We start from the raw sequence: 17,211 nt of genomic DNA, 5'->3' as shown, positions 1-17,211 counted from the left end.
GCAATGGCTTCCGCACCCCCGGCGCCCCGGATCCACTGGTTCGCGCGACTCGAGCACCGCCTGCATGTCTGGCGTGAGGGTCGTGCGCGCCGTCGCGGCCGGGTCGCGACGATCCTCCCGTTCCCCGGATACGGCGGTCCGGGCTGGGTCAGAGTCGTCGGTCGTGTGCTGATCGTCCCCCCGCAGCGTCGTACGCGTGACGGCGAGCCGGCGAGCGTGCGCGGCTGGCGCAGCTTCGTCGGGATCCCGGTGGGATTCGCCGCCGTGAGCGTGCACATCGGAGGCACCACGCACCAGGTGGCCGCCGACCGGGGCGGCGTCGTCGACGCGATGATCCGCGTGGAGCTGGAGCCCGGCTGGCAGACGTTCACCTTCTCCGTCGAGGGGCAGGATCCCGTGGAGGCCCGGGTGTTCGTCGTGGCCGAAGGCACCACGTTCGGTGTCGTGTCCGACGTCGACGACACCGTCATGGTGACGGCGCTCCCCCGCCCCTTCATCGCCTTCTGGAACTCGTTCGTGCTCGACGAGCATGCCCGACTCCCCGTGCCGGGGATGGCCGTGCTGCTGGACCAGCTGCTGCGACAGCACCCCGGGGCGCCGATGGTCTACCTGTCCACGGGGGCGTGGAACGTCGCTCCGACCCTCTGGCGGTTCCTTGGCCGTCACCTCTTCCCGGCCGGGTCCATGCTCCTCACGGACTGGGGCCCCACTCATGAGCGCTGGTTCCGCAGCGGGCGCGAGCACAAGCTCACCAACCTGCGCCGGCTGGCCACCGAGTTCCCCGATGTGAAGTGGCTGCTGATCGGTGACGACGGCCAGCACGATGAGTCGATCTACAGCCAGTTCATGGACGAGCATCCCGATTCCGTCGCCGGCGTCGCGATCCGTCGTCTGCTCCCTGCCGAGGCCGTGCTCGCCGGTGGCCGCGCCGGTCCCGAGCCGCACTCCGAGGACACCGCGCCCTGGGTGAGCGCCGAAGACGGCGCGGGCCTGCGGGATCGGCTCGGCGAAGTCGGAATCCTCCACTGACGAGGTTCGGAATGGACAGGCACTGAGATGGCCCTCCCCCGCGATGAGTGGCTGGCGCGCGAGCATGCGCACCAGGAGCGCGCCGACGCACTGACCGCCGCGCATCGCGAGCGCGCCGGCCGTTCCGAGAAGCATCCGGTGTGGGACTTCCTGTTCACCTATTACGCGTACAAGCCCGCGCAGCTACGGCGCTGGCACCCCGGCGCGGGCATCGAGCTGCAGGACGCCGCCGAGCGTCTCTCGTGGCGCTGGTACGCCGCCGGTACGGTGGAGGGCTCCGTCGTTCCGGACGCGGCCGCCTTCGCCACGGAGAAGGCGGAGCTCGCCGGCCTCGTGGAGCGGATGCTGCGCCGCACGGCGTCGCGTCCCGGACAGTTCGGCTGCTTCGGGCTGCATGAGTGGGCCATGGTCTACCGCGCCGACGAGCACCGGCACGCCGTCCCCCTGCGGCTCGGGCAGGCCGGCACCGATGCCGTGGTCGAGGGACACGAGCTGCGCTGCACCCACTTCGACGCGTTCCGGTTCTTCACCCCGGACGCCACTCCGCGCAACCGCACACCCCTGAGCCGCGACGATCAGCCGCTGTTCGAGCAGCCGGGCTGCCTGCACGCGGGGATGGACCTCTACAAGTGGGCGATGAAGCTCGGGCCGCTGATCCCCGGCGAGCTCCTCCTCGACACGTTCGAGCTCGCGCGCGACATCCGCCTGCTCGACATGCAGGCCGCGCCCTACGACCTCTCCGCGTGGGATGTCACGCCCGTGCCCATCGAGACCCCCGAGGGGAAGGCGGAGTATGTCCGCCGCCAGCGCGGTTTCGCCGAACGGGGCTCCGTCCTGCGCGCCGCCCTGCTGGACGCCTGGCTCGGCGAGAGCGCCCGCGAGGCGGCCTGAACGTCAGCTCGCGGGCTCGCAATCGGCGCAGACCGCCCAGCGCGCCGTGGCGGCGGAGAGCTGCAGACGCAGGGTGACGACGCGGGTCGCGGCCTCGTCGAGTCGAGCGGCAGGGAGGCTCCCCGACTCGACCGCCGCAGCGATGCCCGCCGCCATCTTCCCCGCGGTCTGCGCGTCGGAGCCCGCGATCATCAGCACGAGGTCGTTCCCGGCGGCGACCGCAGCCACACCGTTCGCGACCGGATCGGCGTAGGCGGGATCTCCCGAGGACAGCAGCATCCCGAGGTCGTCGGTCACCGCCACGCCCTCGAAGCCGAGGTCGTCCCGGGCGATCTCGTGCCACTTCGGAGAGAGCGACGCCGGCAGCGGGTCGACCGCGGTGTAGGCGAGGTGCCCGTACATGAGCAGGGAGGCTCCGGCGTCGATTCCCGCGGCGAACGGTACGGCCTCGGTGTCACGCCACTCGGCGAGCCCCATCGACGTGGTCGGGATGGCATGGTGCGAGTCGCCCGGCGCCGCGCCGTGCCCGGGGAAGTGCTTGAGGGTCGAGGCCACGAACTGCTCCTGCGCCGACGTCGCGGCGGCGACCCTGTCGGCGGCGCTCTTCGGGTCGGTGCCCAACGCGCGGCCGTAGATGAACGTACCGGGGTCGGAGGTGACGTCGGCGATCGTGCCGAAGTTCACGGTGATCCCCGCGCGGGCGACCAGCGCTCCCCGCGCAGCGAACGCGGCAGAGGTGTCCGCGACCGGAAGACCCTTCAGCGACGTGGAGGCCGCGTGGTCGTCGTCGCTCAATCGCGAGACCAGGCCCCCTTCCTGATCGACCGCCACCAGCGGAGGCAGCTCGGGGTCGACGGTCAACGCGGACGTCAGGCTCTGCAGCTCGGCCTCGGTGCCGGGGATGTTGGCCCCCATGAGGATGAACCCGCCGAGTCCGGACGCCATGTACGACCGGAGTGCTGCGGGGTCCGTCCCCGCCACATGCCCCATCACGACCGTCGAGGCCCGCTCCGCGACGGACATCTCCTTCACCATCGCGGCCGCGCGTGCCGCGACGCCCGTGTCGGGGTTCGATGCCGCGGCGGCGGATACTCCCGGGGAAGGGGGCGCCGCGGAGGCGATCGGTGCGACGCACAGTCCGCTCAGCGCCGCGACCGCCAGGCCGCCCACGAGCCATCTGCGAGACCGGGACATCACGGCTTCCGACGACGTGGTCCGGCTCAGCAGGCGAGCGCCTCGGCGATCGGCACCGCCGAGGCCGCATCGCCGTTGCCGAAGCGGATCGTCCGTCCGATCGTGCAGGGCTCGTGGAGGGAGGCGGCGATGACCGCGGCAACGTCGGCACGAGCGACGGCGCCGCGTCCGTCGGGGTCGGTCTGGATCCGCGAGGTCGGCTCGTCGAAGGTGAGCGTCCCCGGTGCGAGGATCGTGCCCTCCAGGCCCGTGCCGCGCAGGTGCTCGTCGGCCGCCCACTTGGCATCGGCGTAGGGGAAGAAGGAGTCGTCCTCGGGGACGCCGTGATCTGCGGTCGATCCGAGCCACGACACCATCACGTAGCGGCGCACGCCGGCGCGCTCGGCCGCGTCCATGGACCGCTGCGCCGCATCGCGGTCGACGGCGTACGTGCGCTCCGGAGAGCCGCCGCCCGCACCGGCCGACCACACCACCGCGTCGTGACCGCCGATGATCTCGGCGAGCTCCTCGACGTTCAGGGCCTCGACGTCGGCGACCAGCGCCTTCGCGCCGCCCGCCTCGACATCGGCCGTGTGCGCGGGATTGCGGATGACGGCGGTGACCTCGTCTCCTCGGGCGACGAGGAGCGGCGCGAGCAGAAGGGCGATGCGGCCGTGGCCGCCGAACACGATGATGCGCGACATACCCTCACCCTACGCGCCGTCCCCGACGTCAGCGCGGGGTCTGCTCGCTGTCGATCACGAACGCCTGCGGGTGGCCGGGCAGATAGCGCACCACGACGGGCTGTCCGCCGGGGAACTGCGCGTCCCGGTCCGGATACACCGCGGGCGTGAAGAAGTTGCTCTCCAGGGTGTACTCCACCCCCTCCGCGGTCGTGAACGTCACCCAGTCGCCGTCCGTCGTCGCGGTCGTCGGGCGGCCGTTGTCGTGGATGTACGCGCGGGTCACGGGCACCCCGGTCAGGCTGAGGATCCCGATCACGAGCGAGCCCAGCATCAGGAGGGCGAGAATCCGGGCGACGACGCGGATGACGCGTCCCGTGATCCGACCGCGCGGGCGATCTCCCGCACGCAGCAGCCCTTCCCGCTCTCGGATGGCTCGAAGGTCGCCACCGGGCACCGCTCCCCGCACGGACAGCGCGAACAGGCCGAGGATCGAGAAGCCGGCGATGAACACCATGACGTAGCCGTGCGCGGCCGGGAAGTTCAGCAGCCAGATGAGCGTGTCCATCGGGTTCATCGTCCGGCCTCCTTCTCGATGGTCACCGCGACCGTCTGCGGATCCTCCCGCCGGTAGAACGCCCAGACGGGCGCGCCGACCTGCAGATGCGGGATCGCCTGCGGATACACGAACAGGGTGCTATCGGCCTCCCACGTCGCCGCGTCCTCCGGAGCCATCAGCACGCGCAGGGCGAGCTCGCTCTGCCCCTCGCGGCGCCGACCCGTCGGGCGGATCTCGAGGACGGATGCCGGAACCTGCGTCCCGCTCGTCCGCGCGCGCACCTGTGCCGGGTCGATCAGCCCCCGCTCGATCCGCCAGTGCAGCATGGCGTCGCGCACGGCCGGGTCGCTGAGGTCGGCGAGCTCGACGGTGTCCTGGTCGGTCAGGCTGTAGCGCACGGGAACGGGGAGTCCGACCTGGAGACCCGCGGCGTCCGCGGGGTCCACCAGCATCCGCAGCTGGGCGATGAAGTCCTCCTCGGCACGCGGGGCGACCCGGATGAACAGGTCGTACTGCGGCACGTCGTTGACCGTCATGCCGGTGCGCGAGACCTCGACGATCGTGCCGACACCGATCTCGGCCTCACCCCGGACCTTCCTGCGACGGCCGAGCCCGGACAGCATCCCTCCGAACGTCAGGAGCAGCCCCCAGGCGACACCGATGATGATCGGCCCGCCGAGCGTGTCCTCTCCGGCGAAGGGGAGGATCGACTGCCGCTGATCGACTCCGAACAGGCCCTCCCCGACCCAGACGACGAGCCAGGCGGACAGCAGCAGCCAGACGACGACGAAGACGAAGCGGAGCATGCCCTCAGGGTATCCAGGCGATGGCGTCCTCCCGAACAGGGATTCCGCCCCGTCCCCCATCGTCCGTGGATCGGTCCTCTACACTCGGGTCAACGATGCCGACCCGAGACGGTATCCCACCCGACAGCAGGACGACGATGCCCACACCGCTGATCGAGCGCGAGATCACCGCGCACGTGTCTCTCACCACGCCGGACGGGGCGTTCAACCGCGAGGCGCTGGGGTGGTCGCGCACACCGCTTCACGACACCTCGGGGATCCCGGGCCGCGGCCACTGGGGGCGCAACAAGCGGTGGGAGTACTGGAACGTGATGGCCCCGTCGCACATCATCTCCCTCACGGTCTCGTGCGTCGACTACATGGCGCTGCACGAGGTGTGGGTCCTCGACCGCGCGACCGGCGACGACATCGGCGCGACGGTGATCTCCCCCGGAGGACGCAGCGCGACGCTGCCGGCGTCTCTCGGCGCGGGTCCCGCTCGATCACGCACCCGTCGGATCACCATCGACATCGATGAGGCCCTCGACGGGACCCGCTTGCGCGGCACCGCACCCCGCGTGTCCTTCGACCTGCACGCCGGCCGTCCCGCGGGACACGACTCCCTCGGCGTCGTCGTGCCGTGGCGGCAGGGCGAGGACATCCGTCGGTTCCAGTACACGGTGAAGGATGTGGCCCGTCCGACGACCGGAACCGTGACGATCGACGGCGTCACACACGACGTGCCCGTGGGCAGCTGGGCGGTGCTCGACCACGGGCGCGGGCGCTGGCCGTACCGGGTGCGCTGGAACTGGGCCGCGGCGAGCGGTGTCGTCGACGGCCGCGTCATCGGGCTGCAGCTCGGTGCGAAGTGGACCGACGGCTCCGGCGCGACCGAGAACGCGCTCCTCGTCGACGGCCGTCTGTCGAAGATCAGCGAGGAGCTCGTGTGGGACTACGACCCCGCGCGCTTCATGAGCCCCTGGCACGTGCACGGGACGAGCGCCGACCTCACCTTCACGCCGTTCTACAACAAGCACTCGCACACGAATGCACTGGTGATCGCGAGCTCGACCGATCAGCTGTTCGGCGTCTGGACGGGCTGGGCGCTCGACGGCACCGGAACGCGGGTGCAGGTCGACGGCATCGAGGGATTCGCCGAAGAGGTGCTCAACCGCTGGTGACGCTCGCACCGGCCGACCGCAGAGCACGCTGCACGCCCTTCGCCGCGGAGCGCCCGGCGCGGTTCGCGCCGATCGTGCTCGCGGACGGCCCGTAGCCGACCAGCTGCACACGAGGATCCGCGACCGCGGTCGTGCCGCGCCCGTTCCGGTCCAGCTGGATGCCTCCGGCCGGACTGCGCAGGTGCAGGGGAGCCAGGTGACTGATCGCCGGGCGGAATCCGGTGGCCCACAGGATCACGTCGACCCGCTCGAAGCTGCCGTCCGCCCAGCGCACCCCATCGGGTTCGATCCGCTCGAACAGGGGACGTCGGGCGGCGTAGGCACCGAGACGCTCGGCTTCGCGCTCCTGCGGACGGAGCATCAGCCCGGTCACGCTGACCACGCTCTCGGGAGGGAGCCCGGCGGCGACGCGCTGTTCCACGAGGGCGACGGCCGCAGCCCCCGCCTCCGGGGTGAAGTCGTCGTTCCGCCACACCGGTTCACGGCGGGTGACCCACAGCGTGTCGGTGATCGGCGCCAGCGCACCGAGGAACTGCACGGCGGACGCTCCCCCGCCCACCACGAGGACCCGCTTGCCGATGAAGTGCTCCGGCCCCGGGTAGTCCACGGTGTGCAGCTGCTCCCCGACGAACGTCTCCATGCCGGGGAAGTGCGGGAGGAACGGATGTGACCAGGTGCCGGTCGCGTTCACGACAGTGCGGGTCGTCCACTCGCCCTCGCGGGCCCGCACGACGAGCAGTCCGTCCCGATCCTCCACGCGCTCGACGTGCACGGGGCGGAGCACCGGGAGCGCGTGCTTCTTTTCATACCGGGCGAAATATGCGGGCACGGCCTCGTTGGCGCGGGCGCCGTCGCGCGGCGGCGGGGTGTCGCCGGGCAGCTCCGCGACTCCGTGCACGTCGCGCATCGTCAGCGCGTCCCACCGGTGCTGCCAGGCGCCGCCGGGCTGTTCGTCGGCGTCGAGGACCACGTGCGAGATGCCCAGCCTCGAGAGGTGGAAGGATGCCGAGAGGCCGGCCTGCCCTGCGCCGATCACCAGACTGTCGAGGATGCTCACGCCGATTCCAACGCCCGGCGCCGTGTGCTTGTTCCTCGATACCGCGCTCCCACGAGGACGCGCCCGGGATACCCGCCCCGATTGGTGCTCGCGTCGATTCGTGTAGTACTCTTTTCAAGTTGCTCCGGCTGGTTCGGAACAGCGTCTGGGCCTGTGGCGCAGCTGGTAGCGCACCTGCATGGCATGCAGGGGGTCAGGGGTTCGAGTCCCCTCAGGTCCACAGAAAAAGCCCCCGGTTCTCCGGGGGCTTTCTTCGTTCCCGCGTCGCTAGCGCGAGTCTTCACGAGCGTCAACCCGATTCAGCCTGCACGCTGCACGTTCTACCGTGAACGCACCTCGACGAAAGGATGCGATCATGTCGAACCCGATCATTCCCCCCGTGCCGCCGATCCCCCACGACGACGACCCGGCCGGCGTGCCGACCCAGGACGTCGACGGTGAGCGCGTCCTCGATCCGGACGTCGATGACGCGCTCATCGACAGCGCGGAGGCCGACCGCGTCGCCGCAGAGACGGATGACGGCGCCGACGCCGACGCCTGAGCGGACCGGCGCCGCTCCGCACCGGAGCGGTCGTCGTCACCCGCGCGCCTAGACTTGCTCTCATGGCATCGGTGGCGGCGACGCGGTCCGGGAGGGGCTCCTCGAGCGTCTTCCGGGGCGTGCTGGCGGGCGTACTGCTCGTCGCCGCAGTCATCCTCGGGCTGCTGGGGATGCACACCCTGAATCTGCACGGGACCGCAGCGGCCGACGCACCGGCAGCGGTGGCGATGTCCGCGGCTGACCCCGCATCGGCGCACCACGGCACCGCGCAGGCGCACCCGTCCGGAACCTCCACCGGCACGGCAGAGATGTCCTGCGCGGGCTGCGGTACCGACGAACACAGCGGCATGGCGATGATGTGCGTCCTCGCGCTCCTCCTCGCCCTCGTGCTCCTCGTCGCGCCCGGTGTGCTTCGGGGTCGGACGGAAATCCTCCTCCGGTCGCCCCTCATCGACGCCCTCGCCGCACGGCCTCTCCCCCGCGCCCCCTCTCTTCACGTTCTCTGCATCAGTCGCACCTGAGCGGCTCGTGGAGCCCGCGCTCGCGCGCCTCGGCTCCCCGCCTCTCACACTCGCGCGCCGCCGTCCGGCGTGTGCGCAACGACTATGCGTATTGGAGAACACCCATGAAGATTCGTGCTGCGGCGACGTCCGCACTCGCCCTGTCCGCCGCCCTGCTGCTGTCCGGCTGCGCGACCGCCGCCGACGATGGTTCCATGCCCGGCATGGACCACGGCTCATCATCGCCGTCCGCCGGCGCCGACGAGGCCGACGCCATGTTCGCCTCGATGATGATCGTCCACCATGAGCAGGCGATCGAGATGAGCGACATCGTGCTCGCCGCCGAGGGGATCGACCCCGCGGTGACCGAGCTCGCCCAGCGGATCAAGGCCGCTCAGGGCCCGGAGATCGAACAGCTCGAAGGCTGGCTGGACGAATGGGGCATCAGCCCCGACGACCGCGAGGCCAGCGGGATGGACCACGGCGACGGGATGATGAGCGAGGACGACCTCACCGCACTCCGCGCCGCCGACGGTCCTGAGGCGTCCCGACTGTTCCTCGAGCAGATGATCGTGCACCACGAGGGCGCCGTCGAGATGGCACAGGCGCAGATCGATGACGGGAGCGACCCCGAGGCGGTCGAGCTCGCCCACACGATCGTCGACGCCCAGACCGACGAGATCCAGGAGATGAAGGACCTCCTCTCCGCTCTCTGATCCGTTCCGGGGCCGGTGTCGGCGCAGCCCCGCCCGGCACCGGTCCCACCCCGCTCGAAGGACCATGCCATGAACCACCCCCTCAGTCCCCCCACTGCCGCTTCTCTCGCAGCTCCCCGTCCCGCAGCTCCCCGTCCCGCAGCTCTGCGTCCCGCATCTCCACGACGACGGAGGCTGTCCGCAGCACTCGCCGCGCTGACCGTCGCCGGCATCACCCTGGCCGGATGCGCCGCCCCTGCCCCCGCGGCGGACGACGACCCGGCGGCTGCCGCACAGGAGCTGCTCGCAGCGCACGATCTCGCGGGACTCGACGTCGCGACGGTGATCGAACGCCTCGACGCGATGCCCGTCGCGGAGAGGCCGACCGACTTCCTCGCGTCGGTGCAACCCGATGCGCTCGTGCTGCGCGACGAGAGCGGTCGGGAGGGCCGGCTGCCGATGCCCGACGACGCGGTGTACATCTCCATCGCGCCGTTCCGTGCGCAGACCCACGACTGCCATTTCCACAGCCTCACGACGTGCGTGGGTGAGCTCTCCGACACCGAGCTGCGAATCGTCCTCACCGCCGCTGACGGATCGGTCCTCCTCGATGAGACGCGCCGAACCCATGACAACGGCTTCACCGGCGTCTGGGTGCCTCGGGGCATCGAGGCGACGCTGACCGTCGAGAGCGCGGGCCTCACGGGTTCCGTGCCGTTGTCCACCACGTCATCGGACGATCGGACCTGCATCACCGATCTGCAGCTGCTCTGAGCCCTGCAGCGGCTCCGCCCCCTGCAGCGGCTCCGCCCCGGCCTGCGGCTTGCCGGAACGCGGACCGCCGCACGGCGCATGAGGAAGCGCACCCCCTCGGCGATCAAGGGGGTGCGCTTTCGTCATACACGGTCCGTGCCGTTCGTGCGGCTAGGTCGCCATCAGCGGCGGCCGATGCGGAATGGAGATCGGACGCGTCGCCCTGCTCGATCCACGCATCCTCTCGACGTCCTCGAGCACCTCGAAGACGGTTCCGTAGCGCGTGGCGAGCGGCAGATCACGCAGCCAGGTCACCTCGACCTCGGTCTCGGCGAGCTCGTACACGCACGCGACCACGTGGCGCGGGTCATTGGGCGAGTAACGAAGGTCGTTGATCACCCATTCCGACGCCGTGATGCGATTCAGCATGAACCGCGGATCCGGAAGTTCAGACATTTTCGGGGCCCTCCAGGACTCTCTCTCCAAAGAGAGTGCGCCACGGACCGCGGCCTGGGAAGCCCCTTGACACCGGGAGGGGTATGCGCAGGGACGGCCCGGCGCCCCTGCCTCAGACCCCCGGACGGATCGACAGGTCGGTGATCTGCGCGTCGCGCGGAAGGTCGAGGGCCGTGAGGATCGTGGTCGCCACCGATTCAGGGTCGATGAAGCGGTCGGCCTCGTACTCCTGACCCTCCTGTTGGTGCACACGCTCCTGCATCGGGGTCGCCGTGCGTCCGGGGAAGACCGAGGTGACGCGGATCCCGTGCTCCGCCTCCTCCGCCCGCAGCGCGTCGGCCAGAGCCCGGAGGCCGTGCTTCGACGCGGCGTAGGCCGACCAGCCGGCGTTGGCGCGGAGCCCCGCGCCGGAATTCACGAACAGGATCTGCCCCTGCGACACCCGGAGGACGGGCAGCAGCAGGCGGGTGAGCTCCGCCGGCGCGACGAGGTTCACGGCGAGCTGCTGCTCCCAGAGGGTCGCGGGAAGCTCCGCCACCGCGCCGAGATCGACGACACCCGCCGCGTGCACGAGGGAGTCGATGCGATCCGGCAGGTGCTGCTTCGACAGCGCCCACGACAGTCGTCCCGGCTGGGACAGGTCTCCCACCAGCACCGACGCCCCGGAGAGGTCGGCGGCGATCTGCTTCGCGCGCCCGGCGTCACGCGCCAGGGCCACCACGTCATCGCCGCGAGCCAGCAGTCGGCGGGCGACAGCCGCGCCGATGCCGGAGCCTGCACCGGTGATCAGGTGCGTCGTCATGTCAGCTCGGGTCGGCAGCGGCCGGCTCGGCGACGTCGATCGGGACGACGGGGCAGTCCTTCCAGAGGCGCTCGAGGCCGTAGTAAACGCGCTCCTCCTGGTGGAACACGTGCACGATCAGGTCGCCGAAGTCGAGCAGGACCCAGCGGGCCTCCGCGCGACCTTCGCGGCGCACGCGCTTGTGACCCGACTCGATCAGGCGATCCTCGATCTCGTCGGCGATCGCGGCGACGTTGCGCTCGCTGTTTCCCGTGACGAGAAGGAAGATGTCGACCAGCGGCAGGGGCTCGGAGACGTTGAGTGCGACGAGATCCTCACCGCCCTTGTCGACGGCGGCTTGTGCTGCGAGACGCAGCATCTCTTCGGCGGTTTCAGGTGATTGCATCAGATCAGTTTCGTGGTGAAGGCGATGACGAGAACGACGCCGATCGCGAGGGCGAGTCCGCCCGCGATGATGGCGAGGGTAACCATCAGTCGGTTCCCCTTCTCGGGGGCAGGAGGTCGGATGACCTCGCCCGCGGGCTTGATGGTGCTGACCGCCGAGCTGGCGGCGATCGGCGTGGGCGACGAGGCCGGAGGCAGCTCGCCGTCGATGAGGACGGCGTCGACATCCTTGCCGTCGGTCGTCCCGAGCGCGTGACCCTGCGAGCCCATGCCGTGCGGCAGCTCGTAGGAGCCGGTCACCAGGATCTCCCCGGTGGACGCGACGGGGCCCGAGAGCGAGCCCTCGCCGGGAGATGGCGTGAAGATCAGCGCGTTCGGTGCGGAGTGCTGCGAACCGGTGGAGTCTCCCACCGTGAGCAGCTCGTCGAACGACGGACGGAAGGAGGAGCGCTCTTCGGGGGCATCCGCGAGGAGCCCCTCCCCGAACGCGGAGTTGACCGTGGGCCGGTCCTCGGCGACGACCTCGTCGTCGGAGACCTCGACGTCGGCGAGCACATCGTCGTCCGCGAGCACATCGTCATCCGCGGCGGGCTCGGCGTCCTCGTCCGACAGTCCGAGGACCTCTTCGACATCGCTGCCGGGCGTCTCGACGGTGGCGGGTTCGATCGACTCGAGCGGAACCTCGCCCACGGCGTCGACCGCCGCGGAAGCGGAGACCGGGGCGACCGCGACCTCGTCGTCCCCCTCGTCATCGTCGTCGTCTCCCGCGGTGTCGCTGAAGTCCGGAACACCCGACACGATCGTCGGCGCCTCCGCCGCACGGGCGGGGGCGGGGGCGGGGGCGGGGGCGGGGGTCTCGGGGGCCTGAGGCTCCTCGATCGGCTGCGCGGCGGGAGCCTCGACCTCGGCCTCGGCGGCGTCGCTCTCGCCGATGACCGGCACGGATGCGGTGCGGACCTTCTCCTGCTCACGCGCCTGGCGCCGCGTCAGTGGGGCAACGCCACCGGCCTCCGGAGAGACCGGCTCGGGCGCCGGCTCGATCTCGACGGGTTCGGCGGCACGCGGCAGTGGGGGCGCGGGGGGCGCCGCCTCGGCCGCCGCAGCGGCCTCCTCACTGGAGATCACCGGGGTGGAACCCGTCAACCGGATCTCGCGCAACTGCTTGCGCGTCAGCGGACCCTGCTCCTGCTGATCCGATGTACTCATGCCTTGCTCCGATACAGATGATGCTTCGCGATGTACTGAACGACTCCGTCGGGGACCAGGTACCAGACCGGCTGATCGTCGCGAACGCGTTCACGGCAGTCCGTCGACGAGATCGACAGAGCCGGCACCTCCAGCTGGCTGACGTTGTCGCTCGGGAGGCCGTCTGTGCTCAGGACATGTCCTGGCCGAGAGACCGCGACGAAGTGGGCCAACTCCCACAACTCATCATGGTCCCTCCAACTGAGAATTTGCGCTACGGCGTCGGCTCCGGTGATGAAGAAGAGCTCGGCATCCGGTCGATCGCGCTTCAGATCGCGCAGTGTGTCGATCGTGTAGGTGGGACCCTCGCGGTTGATGTCGACCCGACTGACCGTGAACTGCGGGTTCGAGGCGGTCGCGATCACCGTCATCAGATAGCGGTGCTCGCTCGGCGAGACCCCCGACTTCTGCCACGGGTGACCGGTCGGCACGAAGACGACCTCGTCGAGTCCGAAGGAATTCGCGACCTCGCTGGCTGCGACCAGGTGGCCGTGGTGGATGGGGTCGAACGTTCCGCCCATCACGCCGATGCGCGGGGTGCGCGTGGTCGCAGCGTCGTTCATGGGGGCCTAGTGGCCGTGTCCTGCCTCGTGGCCATCCTTGCCGTGCTTCGCGGCCCATGCCTCGGCCTTCGCCGAGTGGCGGTTGGCGACGTTCTTGTAGGAGAGCGTCACGAGCCCGAGGAAGGCGAACACGGTCGCCGCGATGACTCCGAAGATCACCGTCTCGAGCGCGACGTTGCCGTGGTGCTCGGTCTCGGCAGCGGCCATCGCGATCTGTGCGACGAGGTTCATCCTGACTCCGTTTCGTGCGTGCTGTTCGGGATCCTGTGGGGTACAGCGTCCCCCAGTCTAGCCCTCAGGCGCGGGTCTGCCCCGACCCACGCGCGAGCCATTTGGTGCTGGTCAGCTCGGAGAGCCCCATCGGGCCCCGCGCGTGCAGCTTCTGGGTCGAGATGCCGACCTCCGCGCCGAATCCGAACTCGGCGCCGTCCGTGAAGCGCGTCGAGGCGTTCACCATCACGACGGCCGAGTCCACCTCGGCCAGGAAGCGCTCGGCGTTGCGCGTGTCGGTCGTGATGATCGACTCGGTGTGCCCGGTGCTGTAGCGCCGGATGTGGTCGAGCGCCTCGTCCAGGGACTCGACGACCTTGATCGCGATGTCGAGGCTCAGGTACTCGGTCTCCCAGTCCTCCTCGACGGCGGGGATCACGTTCGACATGAGCCCCACGACCATGTCGTCGCCATGGATCGCCACGCCTTCGCTCTGCAGGGCGCTGGCGACCAGCGGGACCAGCCGCGGCGCCGCCTGACGATGCACGAGCACGGTCTCCACCGCATTGCACACGCTCGGCCGCTGCACCTTGGCGTTCACGACGATGTCACGCGCCCAGTCGTCGGGTGCCGTCTCGTCGAGGAAGATGTGCACGTTCCCGGCACCGGTCTCGATGACCGGCACGGTCGACTCGGTGACGACGGTCTCGATGAGCCCCGCGCTGCCCCGGGGAACCAGCACGTCGATGAGACCGCGACCGTGCATGAGCGCCTTCGCCCCCTCGCGCCCGAAGTCGTCGACCGTCTGGATGGCCTCCGGGGTGAGCCCCGCACCCTCGACCGCCGCGCGCATCACCTCGACGAGCACGGTGTTGGACTCGCGGGCGGCACTCCCCCCGCGCAGCACCACGGCGTTGCCGGAGCGGAGCGCGAGCGCCGCGATGTCGACCGTCACGTTGGGTCGCGCCTCGTAGATCGCGCCGACCACGCCGAAGGGCACCCGCACCTGCTCCAGCGCCACACCGTTCGGCATCCGATGTCCGCCGACCACACGACCCACCGGGTCCGGAAGGGCCGCCACGTCGCGCACGGCGGAGGCCAGCGCTCCGACCCGCTTCTCGTCCAGCCGCAGCCGGTCGATCAGGGACTCCCCGATACCGTCCTCGCGTCCGCGCGCGATGTCACGGTCGTTCGCCTCGATGATGCGCGGCGCGGCCTCCAGCAAGGCGACCGCGACGGCTTCGAGCACGCGGGTCTTGTCATCGCTGGTGAGAGCTGCCGTGGCACGAGAGGCCTCTTTGGCGCGCTCGAGGCGCACCTGCGGGGTCTGGTCGGTCATCCGCCCAGTTTAGGAGGTCGCGGGCTCGAACCAGGTTCCGATCTCGGCCCCGGACAGCGCCTGATCGACGAGGTCGGCACTCGTGACGAGGACACCGATGCCGGAGGCCGCGGCGAGCCGTGCCGCGGAGACCTTGGTGGCTGCTCCCCCGGTGCCGACGCTGTTCACGACCGTCGCTCCGAACTCGAGTCCGGTGAGGTCGGCGTCCGGCGCCACGATGTCGATCGGCTCGGCTCCCGGGTCCGTGGGCGGCTTCGTGTACAGCGACTCGATATCGCTGAGGAGGATGAGCGCATCCGCCTCGATCAGCTGGGCGACGAGCGCGCCGAGCCGGTCGTTGTCACCGAAGCGGATCTCCTGCGTCGCCACCGTGTCGTTCTCGTTGACGATCGGCAGCGTGCGCAGACCGAGCAGACGCTCCATCGCGCGACGGGCGTTGGACCGCGAGGTCGGGTTCTCGAGGTCACCGGTGGTGAGGAGCACCTGTCCGGCGACGATGTCGAACGGACGGAGCGACTCCTGGTACCGGTACATGAGGATGTTCTGCCCCACCGCGGCGGCGGCCTGCTGCGTGGCGAGGTCGGTGGGTCGTGCGTCCAGCCGGAGGAAGGGGATGCCGGAGGCGATGGCACCCGACGACACCAGCACGACCTCGGCGCCCCGCGCATGAGCGGCGGCCAGGGCCTCGACGATGATGGGGATCCTCCAGGAGGACTCTCCGCTGATCGACGACGAGCCGACCTTCACGACGATGCGGGATGCGGACGCCAGGTCCGCGCGGGTGCGTGCGGTCACTCGCCGTCCTCGCGGTACGCGGCGAGGCGCTGCGCCTCCACCTCTGCGCGCGCTTCGGCCTTGGCGTCCATGCGCTCGTAGTACTGCTCGCGGCGCTCGGACGTGGTCCGGCGCGCGTTGGGTGCGAGACGGGGGTCGGTGCCGCGGGGCGCGCTCATCAGCTCGGCCGCCGACGTCATGGTGGGCTCCCAGTCGAAGACGATGCTGTCGCCCTCGCCGATCACGACGGTCGAGCCCTGCACCGCTCCGAGGCGGAAGAGCTCATCCTCGACGCCGAGCTTCTCGAGACGATCGGCCAGGTAGCCGACGGCCTCCTCGTTCTGGAAGTCGGTCTGCTGCACCCAGCGCACCGGCTTCTCGCCGAGGATGCGGTAGACGTTGCCGTAGGTGCCACCCTCGACCCGGATGGAGAATTCCTTCTTGGAGCCGCGCGGCCGGATCACGACGCGCTCGACCGGCGCCTCGACGGCGGCTTCGGCGCGGTGCTTCTCGACGAGCTCGCCGAGGGCGAAGGTCAGCGGGCGCAGCCCCTCGTGCGAGACCGTGGAGATCTCGAACACCCGGAACCCGCGGGCCTCCAGGTCAGGACGGACGAGCTCGGCGAGGTCGCGCGCCTCGGGGACGTCGACCTTGTTCAGGGCCACGAACTGCGGGCGCTCGAGCAGGGGCGTCTGCCCCTCGGGAACCTCGTAGGCGCCGAGCTCGGCGAGGATCACGTCGAGGTCGGAGATCGGGTCGCGGCCCGGCTCGAGCGTGGCGCAGTCGAGCACGTGCAGCAGGGCGGAGCAGCGCTCGACGTGGCGCAGGAACTCCAGTCCCAGTCCGCGCCCCTCGCTCGCACCCTCGATGAGGCCGGGCACGTCGGCGACCGTGTAGCGGAAGTCCCCGACCTGCACGACACCGAGGTTCGGGTGCAGCGTGGTGAAGGGGTAGTCGGCGATCTTGGGGCGCGCAGCGGAGATCGCGCCGATCAGGCTCGACTTGCCCGCGGACGGGTAGCCGACGAGCGCGATGTCGGCGACGGTCTTCAGCTCGAGGACGATGTCGCCCTCGTGGCCCGGCGTGCCGAGCAGCGCGAAGCCGGGAGCCTTGCGCTTCGGCGAGGCGAGAGCGGCGTTGCCGAGCCCGCCCATGCCGCCCTTGGCGACGACGTAGCGCTCCCCCGGGATGATCATGTCGATCAGCACCTCGCCGGCGGTGTTCTTCACGACGGTGCCGACCGGGACCGGGAGCTCGAGCGTCTCGCCGAGGAATCCGGAGCGGTGGTCGCCCATGCCCGGGCCGCCGTTGCCGGAGGACCGGTGCGGGGAGTGGTGGTACGACAGCAGCGTGCCGGTCTGCGGGTCGGCGACGAGCACGACGTCGCCGCCGTCACCGCCGTTGCCGCCGTCGGGGCCGCCGAGCGGCTTGAACTTCTCACGGTGCACGGAGACGCAGCCGTTGCCGCCCTTACCCGCACGCAGGTGCAGTGTGACGGTGTCGACGAACGTGACCATGTGCGAGTTCCCCTGGATCCTGTGGTTCTTACGGTGTGCAGATACACGGACGGGGCGAGCCGAAGCCCGCCCCG

Annotated in this window: 21 protein-coding genes and 1 tRNA gene; 8 read left to right on the top strand and 14 right to left on the bottom strand. The window is 70.5% G+C overall.

From position 1 onward, the window contains the following. The first annotated feature begins 3 nt into the window (after positions 1 to 3). The gene (locus AC07VM_RS14445) at positions 4 to 1,029 is read left to right on the top strand and encodes an App1 family protein phosphatidate phosphatase (protein ID WP_267414968.1); all 1,026 of its coding nucleotides are present in this window, start codon (positions 4 to 6) and stop codon (positions 1,027 to 1,029) included. A 27-nt stretch (positions 1,030 to 1,056) separates the two neighbouring features. Then, on the top strand, positions 1,057 to 1,920 hold the full coding sequence (locus AC07VM_RS14440; RefSeq protein ID WP_267414969.1) for a 3-methyladenine DNA glycosylase: 864 nt from the start codon (positions 1,057 to 1,059) through the stop codon (positions 1,918 to 1,920). Positions 1,921 to 1,923: 3 nt separating this feature from the next. On the opposite strand, the gene AC07VM_RS14435 is transcribed toward AC07VM_RS14440, so the two are convergent. The 4 genes from AC07VM_RS14435 to AC07VM_RS14420 are packed head-to-tail and all read right to left on the bottom strand — an operon-like array spanning position 1,924 to position 5,141. Beyond that, the gene (locus AC07VM_RS14435) at positions 1,924 to 3,114 is read right to left on the bottom strand and encodes a glycoside hydrolase family 3 N-terminal domain-containing protein (RefSeq protein WP_494911900.1); all 1,191 of its coding nucleotides are present in this window, start codon (positions 3,112 to 3,114) and stop codon (positions 1,924 to 1,926) included. Positions 3,115 to 3,140: 26 nt separating this feature from the next. Beyond that, positions 3,141 to 3,797: an NAD(P)H-binding protein gene (locus tag AC07VM_RS14430; protein WP_494911898.1), complete on the bottom strand. Its 657-nt coding sequence runs from the start codon at positions 3,795 to 3,797 to the stop codon at positions 3,141 to 3,143. A 28-nt stretch (positions 3,798 to 3,825) separates the two neighbouring features. Continuing rightward, positions 3,826 to 4,353 carry a hypothetical protein gene (locus AC07VM_RS14425; protein ID WP_494911896.1) on the bottom strand — a complete coding sequence of 176 codons (528 nt, stop codon included), beginning with the start codon at positions 4,351 to 4,353 and terminating at the stop codon, positions 3,826 to 3,828. Beyond that, positions 4,350 to 5,141 carry a hypothetical protein gene (locus tag AC07VM_RS14420; RefSeq protein WP_494911895.1) on the bottom strand — a complete coding sequence of 264 codons (792 nt, stop codon included), beginning with the start codon at positions 5,139 to 5,141 and terminating at the stop codon, positions 4,350 to 4,352. Before AC07VM_RS14420 ends, AC07VM_RS14425 begins: the two co-directional genes overlap by 4 nt. Positions 5,142 to 5,278: 137 nt before the next feature. On the opposite strand from AC07VM_RS14420, the gene AC07VM_RS14415 reads away from it, so the two are divergent. Next, a complete protein-coding gene (locus AC07VM_RS14415; protein ID WP_494911894.1) occupies positions 5,279 to 6,301 on the top strand; it encodes a DUF2804 domain-containing protein in 1,023 nt (340 codons plus the stop codon). On the opposite strand, the gene AC07VM_RS14410 is transcribed toward AC07VM_RS14415, so the two are convergent. Further along, positions 6,288 to 7,358 (bottom strand): NAD(P)-binding domain-containing protein, encoded by a 1,071-nt coding sequence (locus AC07VM_RS14410; protein WP_494911892.1) that lies wholly within the window; start codon positions 7,356 to 7,358, stop codon positions 6,288 to 6,290. The two genes, AC07VM_RS14415 and AC07VM_RS14410, sit on opposite strands and share 14 nt — an antisense overlap. Positions 7,359 to 7,505: 147 nt before the next feature. Here AC07VM_RS14410 and AC07VM_RS14405 point away from each other — a divergent pair. The 5 genes from AC07VM_RS14405 to AC07VM_RS14385 all read left to right on the top strand — a co-directional run bounded on the left by AC07VM_RS14405 (position 7,506) and on the right by AC07VM_RS14385 (position 9,868). Beyond that, a tRNA-Ala gene (locus AC07VM_RS14405) sits at positions 7,506 to 7,578 on the top strand. Between the two features lie 135 nt (positions 7,579 to 7,713). Next, positions 7,714 to 7,899 (top strand): hypothetical protein, encoded by a 186-nt coding sequence (locus AC07VM_RS14400; protein WP_494911890.1) that lies wholly within the window; start codon positions 7,714 to 7,716, stop codon positions 7,897 to 7,899. A gap of 62 nt (positions 7,900 to 7,961) precedes the next feature. Then, a complete protein-coding gene (locus tag AC07VM_RS14395) occupies positions 7,962 to 8,420 on the top strand; it encodes a DUF6153 family protein (RefSeq protein WP_494911889.1) in 459 nt (152 codons plus the stop codon). Between the two features lie 104 nt (positions 8,421 to 8,524). Beyond that, the gene (locus AC07VM_RS14390; protein ID WP_494911888.1) at positions 8,525 to 9,115 is read left to right on the top strand and encodes a DUF305 domain-containing protein; all 591 of its coding nucleotides are present in this window, start codon (positions 8,525 to 8,527) and stop codon (positions 9,113 to 9,115) included. A 69-nt stretch (positions 9,116 to 9,184) separates the two neighbouring features. After that, entirely contained in the window at positions 9,185 to 9,868 is a 684-nt protein-coding gene (locus AC07VM_RS14385) for a CueP family metal-binding protein (RefSeq protein ID WP_494911887.1), read from the top strand. A gap of 150 nt (positions 9,869 to 10,018) precedes the next feature. On the opposite strand, the gene AC07VM_RS14380 is transcribed toward AC07VM_RS14385, so the two are convergent. The 9 genes from AC07VM_RS14380 to obgE all read right to left on the bottom strand — a co-directional run bounded on the left by AC07VM_RS14380 (position 10,019) and on the right by obgE (position 17,137). Continuing rightward, positions 10,019 to 10,303, bottom strand: a complete 285-nt coding sequence (locus AC07VM_RS14380) for a hypothetical protein (protein WP_267414980.1) — start codon at positions 10,301 to 10,303, stop codon at positions 10,019 to 10,021. Positions 10,304 to 10,415: 112 nt separating this feature from the next. Further along, positions 10,416 to 11,105 (bottom strand): SDR family oxidoreductase, encoded by a 690-nt coding sequence (locus AC07VM_RS14375; protein ID WP_267414981.1) that lies wholly within the window; start codon positions 11,103 to 11,105, stop codon positions 10,416 to 10,418. A 1-nt stretch (position 11,106) separates the two neighbouring features. After that, positions 11,107 to 11,490 carry a ribosome silencing factor gene (gene rsfS, locus AC07VM_RS14370; protein WP_267414982.1) on the bottom strand — a complete coding sequence of 128 codons (384 nt, stop codon included), beginning with the start codon at positions 11,488 to 11,490 and terminating at the stop codon, positions 11,107 to 11,109. Beyond that, entirely contained in the window at positions 11,490 to 12,695 is a 1,206-nt protein-coding gene (locus tag AC07VM_RS14365) for a hypothetical protein (RefSeq protein WP_494911885.1), read from the bottom strand. The genes rsfS and AC07VM_RS14365 overlap by 1 nt, the downstream gene beginning before the upstream one ends. Beyond that, on the bottom strand, positions 12,692 to 13,297 hold the full coding sequence (nadD, locus tag AC07VM_RS14360) for a nicotinate-nucleotide adenylyltransferase (RefSeq protein WP_267414984.1): 606 nt from the start codon (positions 13,295 to 13,297) through the stop codon (positions 12,692 to 12,694). Before nadD ends, AC07VM_RS14365 begins: the two co-directional genes overlap by 4 nt. A 6-nt stretch (positions 13,298 to 13,303) precedes the next feature. Beyond that, a complete protein-coding gene (locus AC07VM_RS14355) occupies positions 13,304 to 13,528 on the bottom strand; it encodes a hypothetical protein (RefSeq protein ID WP_267414986.1) in 225 nt (74 codons plus the stop codon). Positions 13,529 to 13,592: 64 nt separating this feature from the next. Beyond that, entirely contained in the window at positions 13,593 to 14,846 is a 1,254-nt protein-coding gene (locus AC07VM_RS14350; RefSeq protein ID WP_494911883.1) for a glutamate-5-semialdehyde dehydrogenase, read from the bottom strand. A gap of 9 nt (positions 14,847 to 14,855) precedes the next feature. Beyond that, entirely contained in the window at positions 14,856 to 15,641 is a 786-nt protein-coding gene (proB, locus tag AC07VM_RS14345; RefSeq protein WP_267414988.1) for a glutamate 5-kinase, read from the bottom strand. Then, positions 15,638 to 17,137, bottom strand: coding sequence for a GTPase ObgE (obgE, locus tag AC07VM_RS14340; RefSeq protein ID WP_494911882.1), 1,500 nt, complete (start codon positions 17,135 to 17,137; stop codon positions 15,638 to 15,640). Before obgE ends, proB begins: the two co-directional genes overlap by 4 nt. Positions 17,138 to 17,211 lie beyond the last annotated feature (74 nt).

The sequence above is a fragment of the Microbacterium sp. GW821-FHT01D02 genome (assembly GCF_059422585.1).
The sequence above is the reverse complement of the archived record's forward strand: the minus strand, read 5'-3'. Positions and strand labels throughout refer to the sequence as shown.

What these genes read in the sequence shown, in the direction of transcription:
- AC07VM_RS14445 (WP_267414968.1), top strand. Translation starts at nt 4, where the DNA reads ATGGCTTCCGCACCCCCGGCGCCCCGGATCCACTGGTTCGCGCGACTC.
- AC07VM_RS14440 (WP_267414969.1), top strand. Translation starts at nt 1,057, where the DNA reads ATGGCCCTCCCCCGCGATGAGTGGCTGGCGCGCGAGCATGCGCACCAG.
- AC07VM_RS14435 (WP_494911900.1), bottom strand. Translation starts at nt 3,114, where the DNA reads ATGTCCCGGTCTCGCAGATGGCTCGTGGGCGGCCTGGCGGTCGCGGCG.
- AC07VM_RS14430 (WP_494911898.1), bottom strand. Translation starts at nt 3,797, where the DNA reads ATGTCGCGCATCATCGTGTTCGGCGGCCACGGCCGCATCGCCCTTCTG.
- AC07VM_RS14425 (WP_494911896.1), bottom strand. Translation starts at nt 4,353, where the DNA reads ATGAACCCGATGGACACGCTCATCTGGCTGCTGAACTTCCCGGCCGCG.
- AC07VM_RS14420 (WP_494911895.1), bottom strand. Translation starts at nt 5,141, where the DNA reads ATGCTCCGCTTCGTCTTCGTCGTCGTCTGGCTGCTGCTGTCCGCCTGG.
- AC07VM_RS14415 (WP_494911894.1), top strand. Translation starts at nt 5,279, where the DNA reads ATGCCCACACCGCTGATCGAGCGCGAGATCACCGCGCACGTGTCTCTC.
- AC07VM_RS14400 (WP_494911890.1), top strand. Translation starts at nt 7,714, where the DNA reads ATGTCGAACCCGATCATTCCCCCCGTGCCGCCGATCCCCCACGACGAC.
- AC07VM_RS14395 (WP_494911889.1), top strand. Translation starts at nt 7,962, where the DNA reads ATGGCATCGGTGGCGGCGACGCGGTCCGGGAGGGGCTCCTCGAGCGTC.
- AC07VM_RS14390 (WP_494911888.1), top strand. Translation starts at nt 8,525, where the DNA reads ATGAAGATTCGTGCTGCGGCGACGTCCGCACTCGCCCTGTCCGCCGCC.
- AC07VM_RS14385 (WP_494911887.1), top strand. Translation starts at nt 9,185, where the DNA reads ATGAACCACCCCCTCAGTCCCCCCACTGCCGCTTCTCTCGCAGCTCCC.
- AC07VM_RS14380 (WP_267414980.1), bottom strand. Translation starts at nt 10,303, where the DNA reads ATGTCTGAACTTCCGGATCCGCGGTTCATGCTGAATCGCATCACGGCG.
- AC07VM_RS14375 (WP_267414981.1), bottom strand. Translation starts at nt 11,105, where the DNA reads ATGACGACGCACCTGATCACCGGTGCAGGCTCCGGCATCGGCGCGGCT.
- rsfS (WP_267414982.1), bottom strand. Translation starts at nt 11,490, where the DNA reads ATGCAATCACCTGAAACCGCCGAAGAGATGCTGCGTCTCGCAGCACAA.
- AC07VM_RS14365 (WP_494911885.1), bottom strand. Translation starts at nt 12,695, where the DNA reads ATGAGTACATCGGATCAGCAGGAGCAGGGTCCGCTGACGCGCAAGCAG.
- nadD (WP_267414984.1), bottom strand. Translation starts at nt 13,297, where the DNA reads ATGAACGACGCTGCGACCACGCGCACCCCGCGCATCGGCGTGATGGGC.
- AC07VM_RS14355 (WP_267414986.1), bottom strand. Translation starts at nt 13,528, where the DNA reads ATGAACCTCGTCGCACAGATCGCGATGGCCGCTGCCGAGACCGAGCAC.
- AC07VM_RS14350 (WP_494911883.1), bottom strand. Translation starts at nt 14,846, where the DNA reads ATGACCGACCAGACCCCGCAGGTGCGCCTCGAGCGCGCCAAAGAGGCC.
- obgE (WP_494911882.1), bottom strand. Translation starts at nt 17,137, where the DNA reads ATGGTCACGTTCGTCGACACCGTCACACTGCACCTGCGTGCGGGTAAG.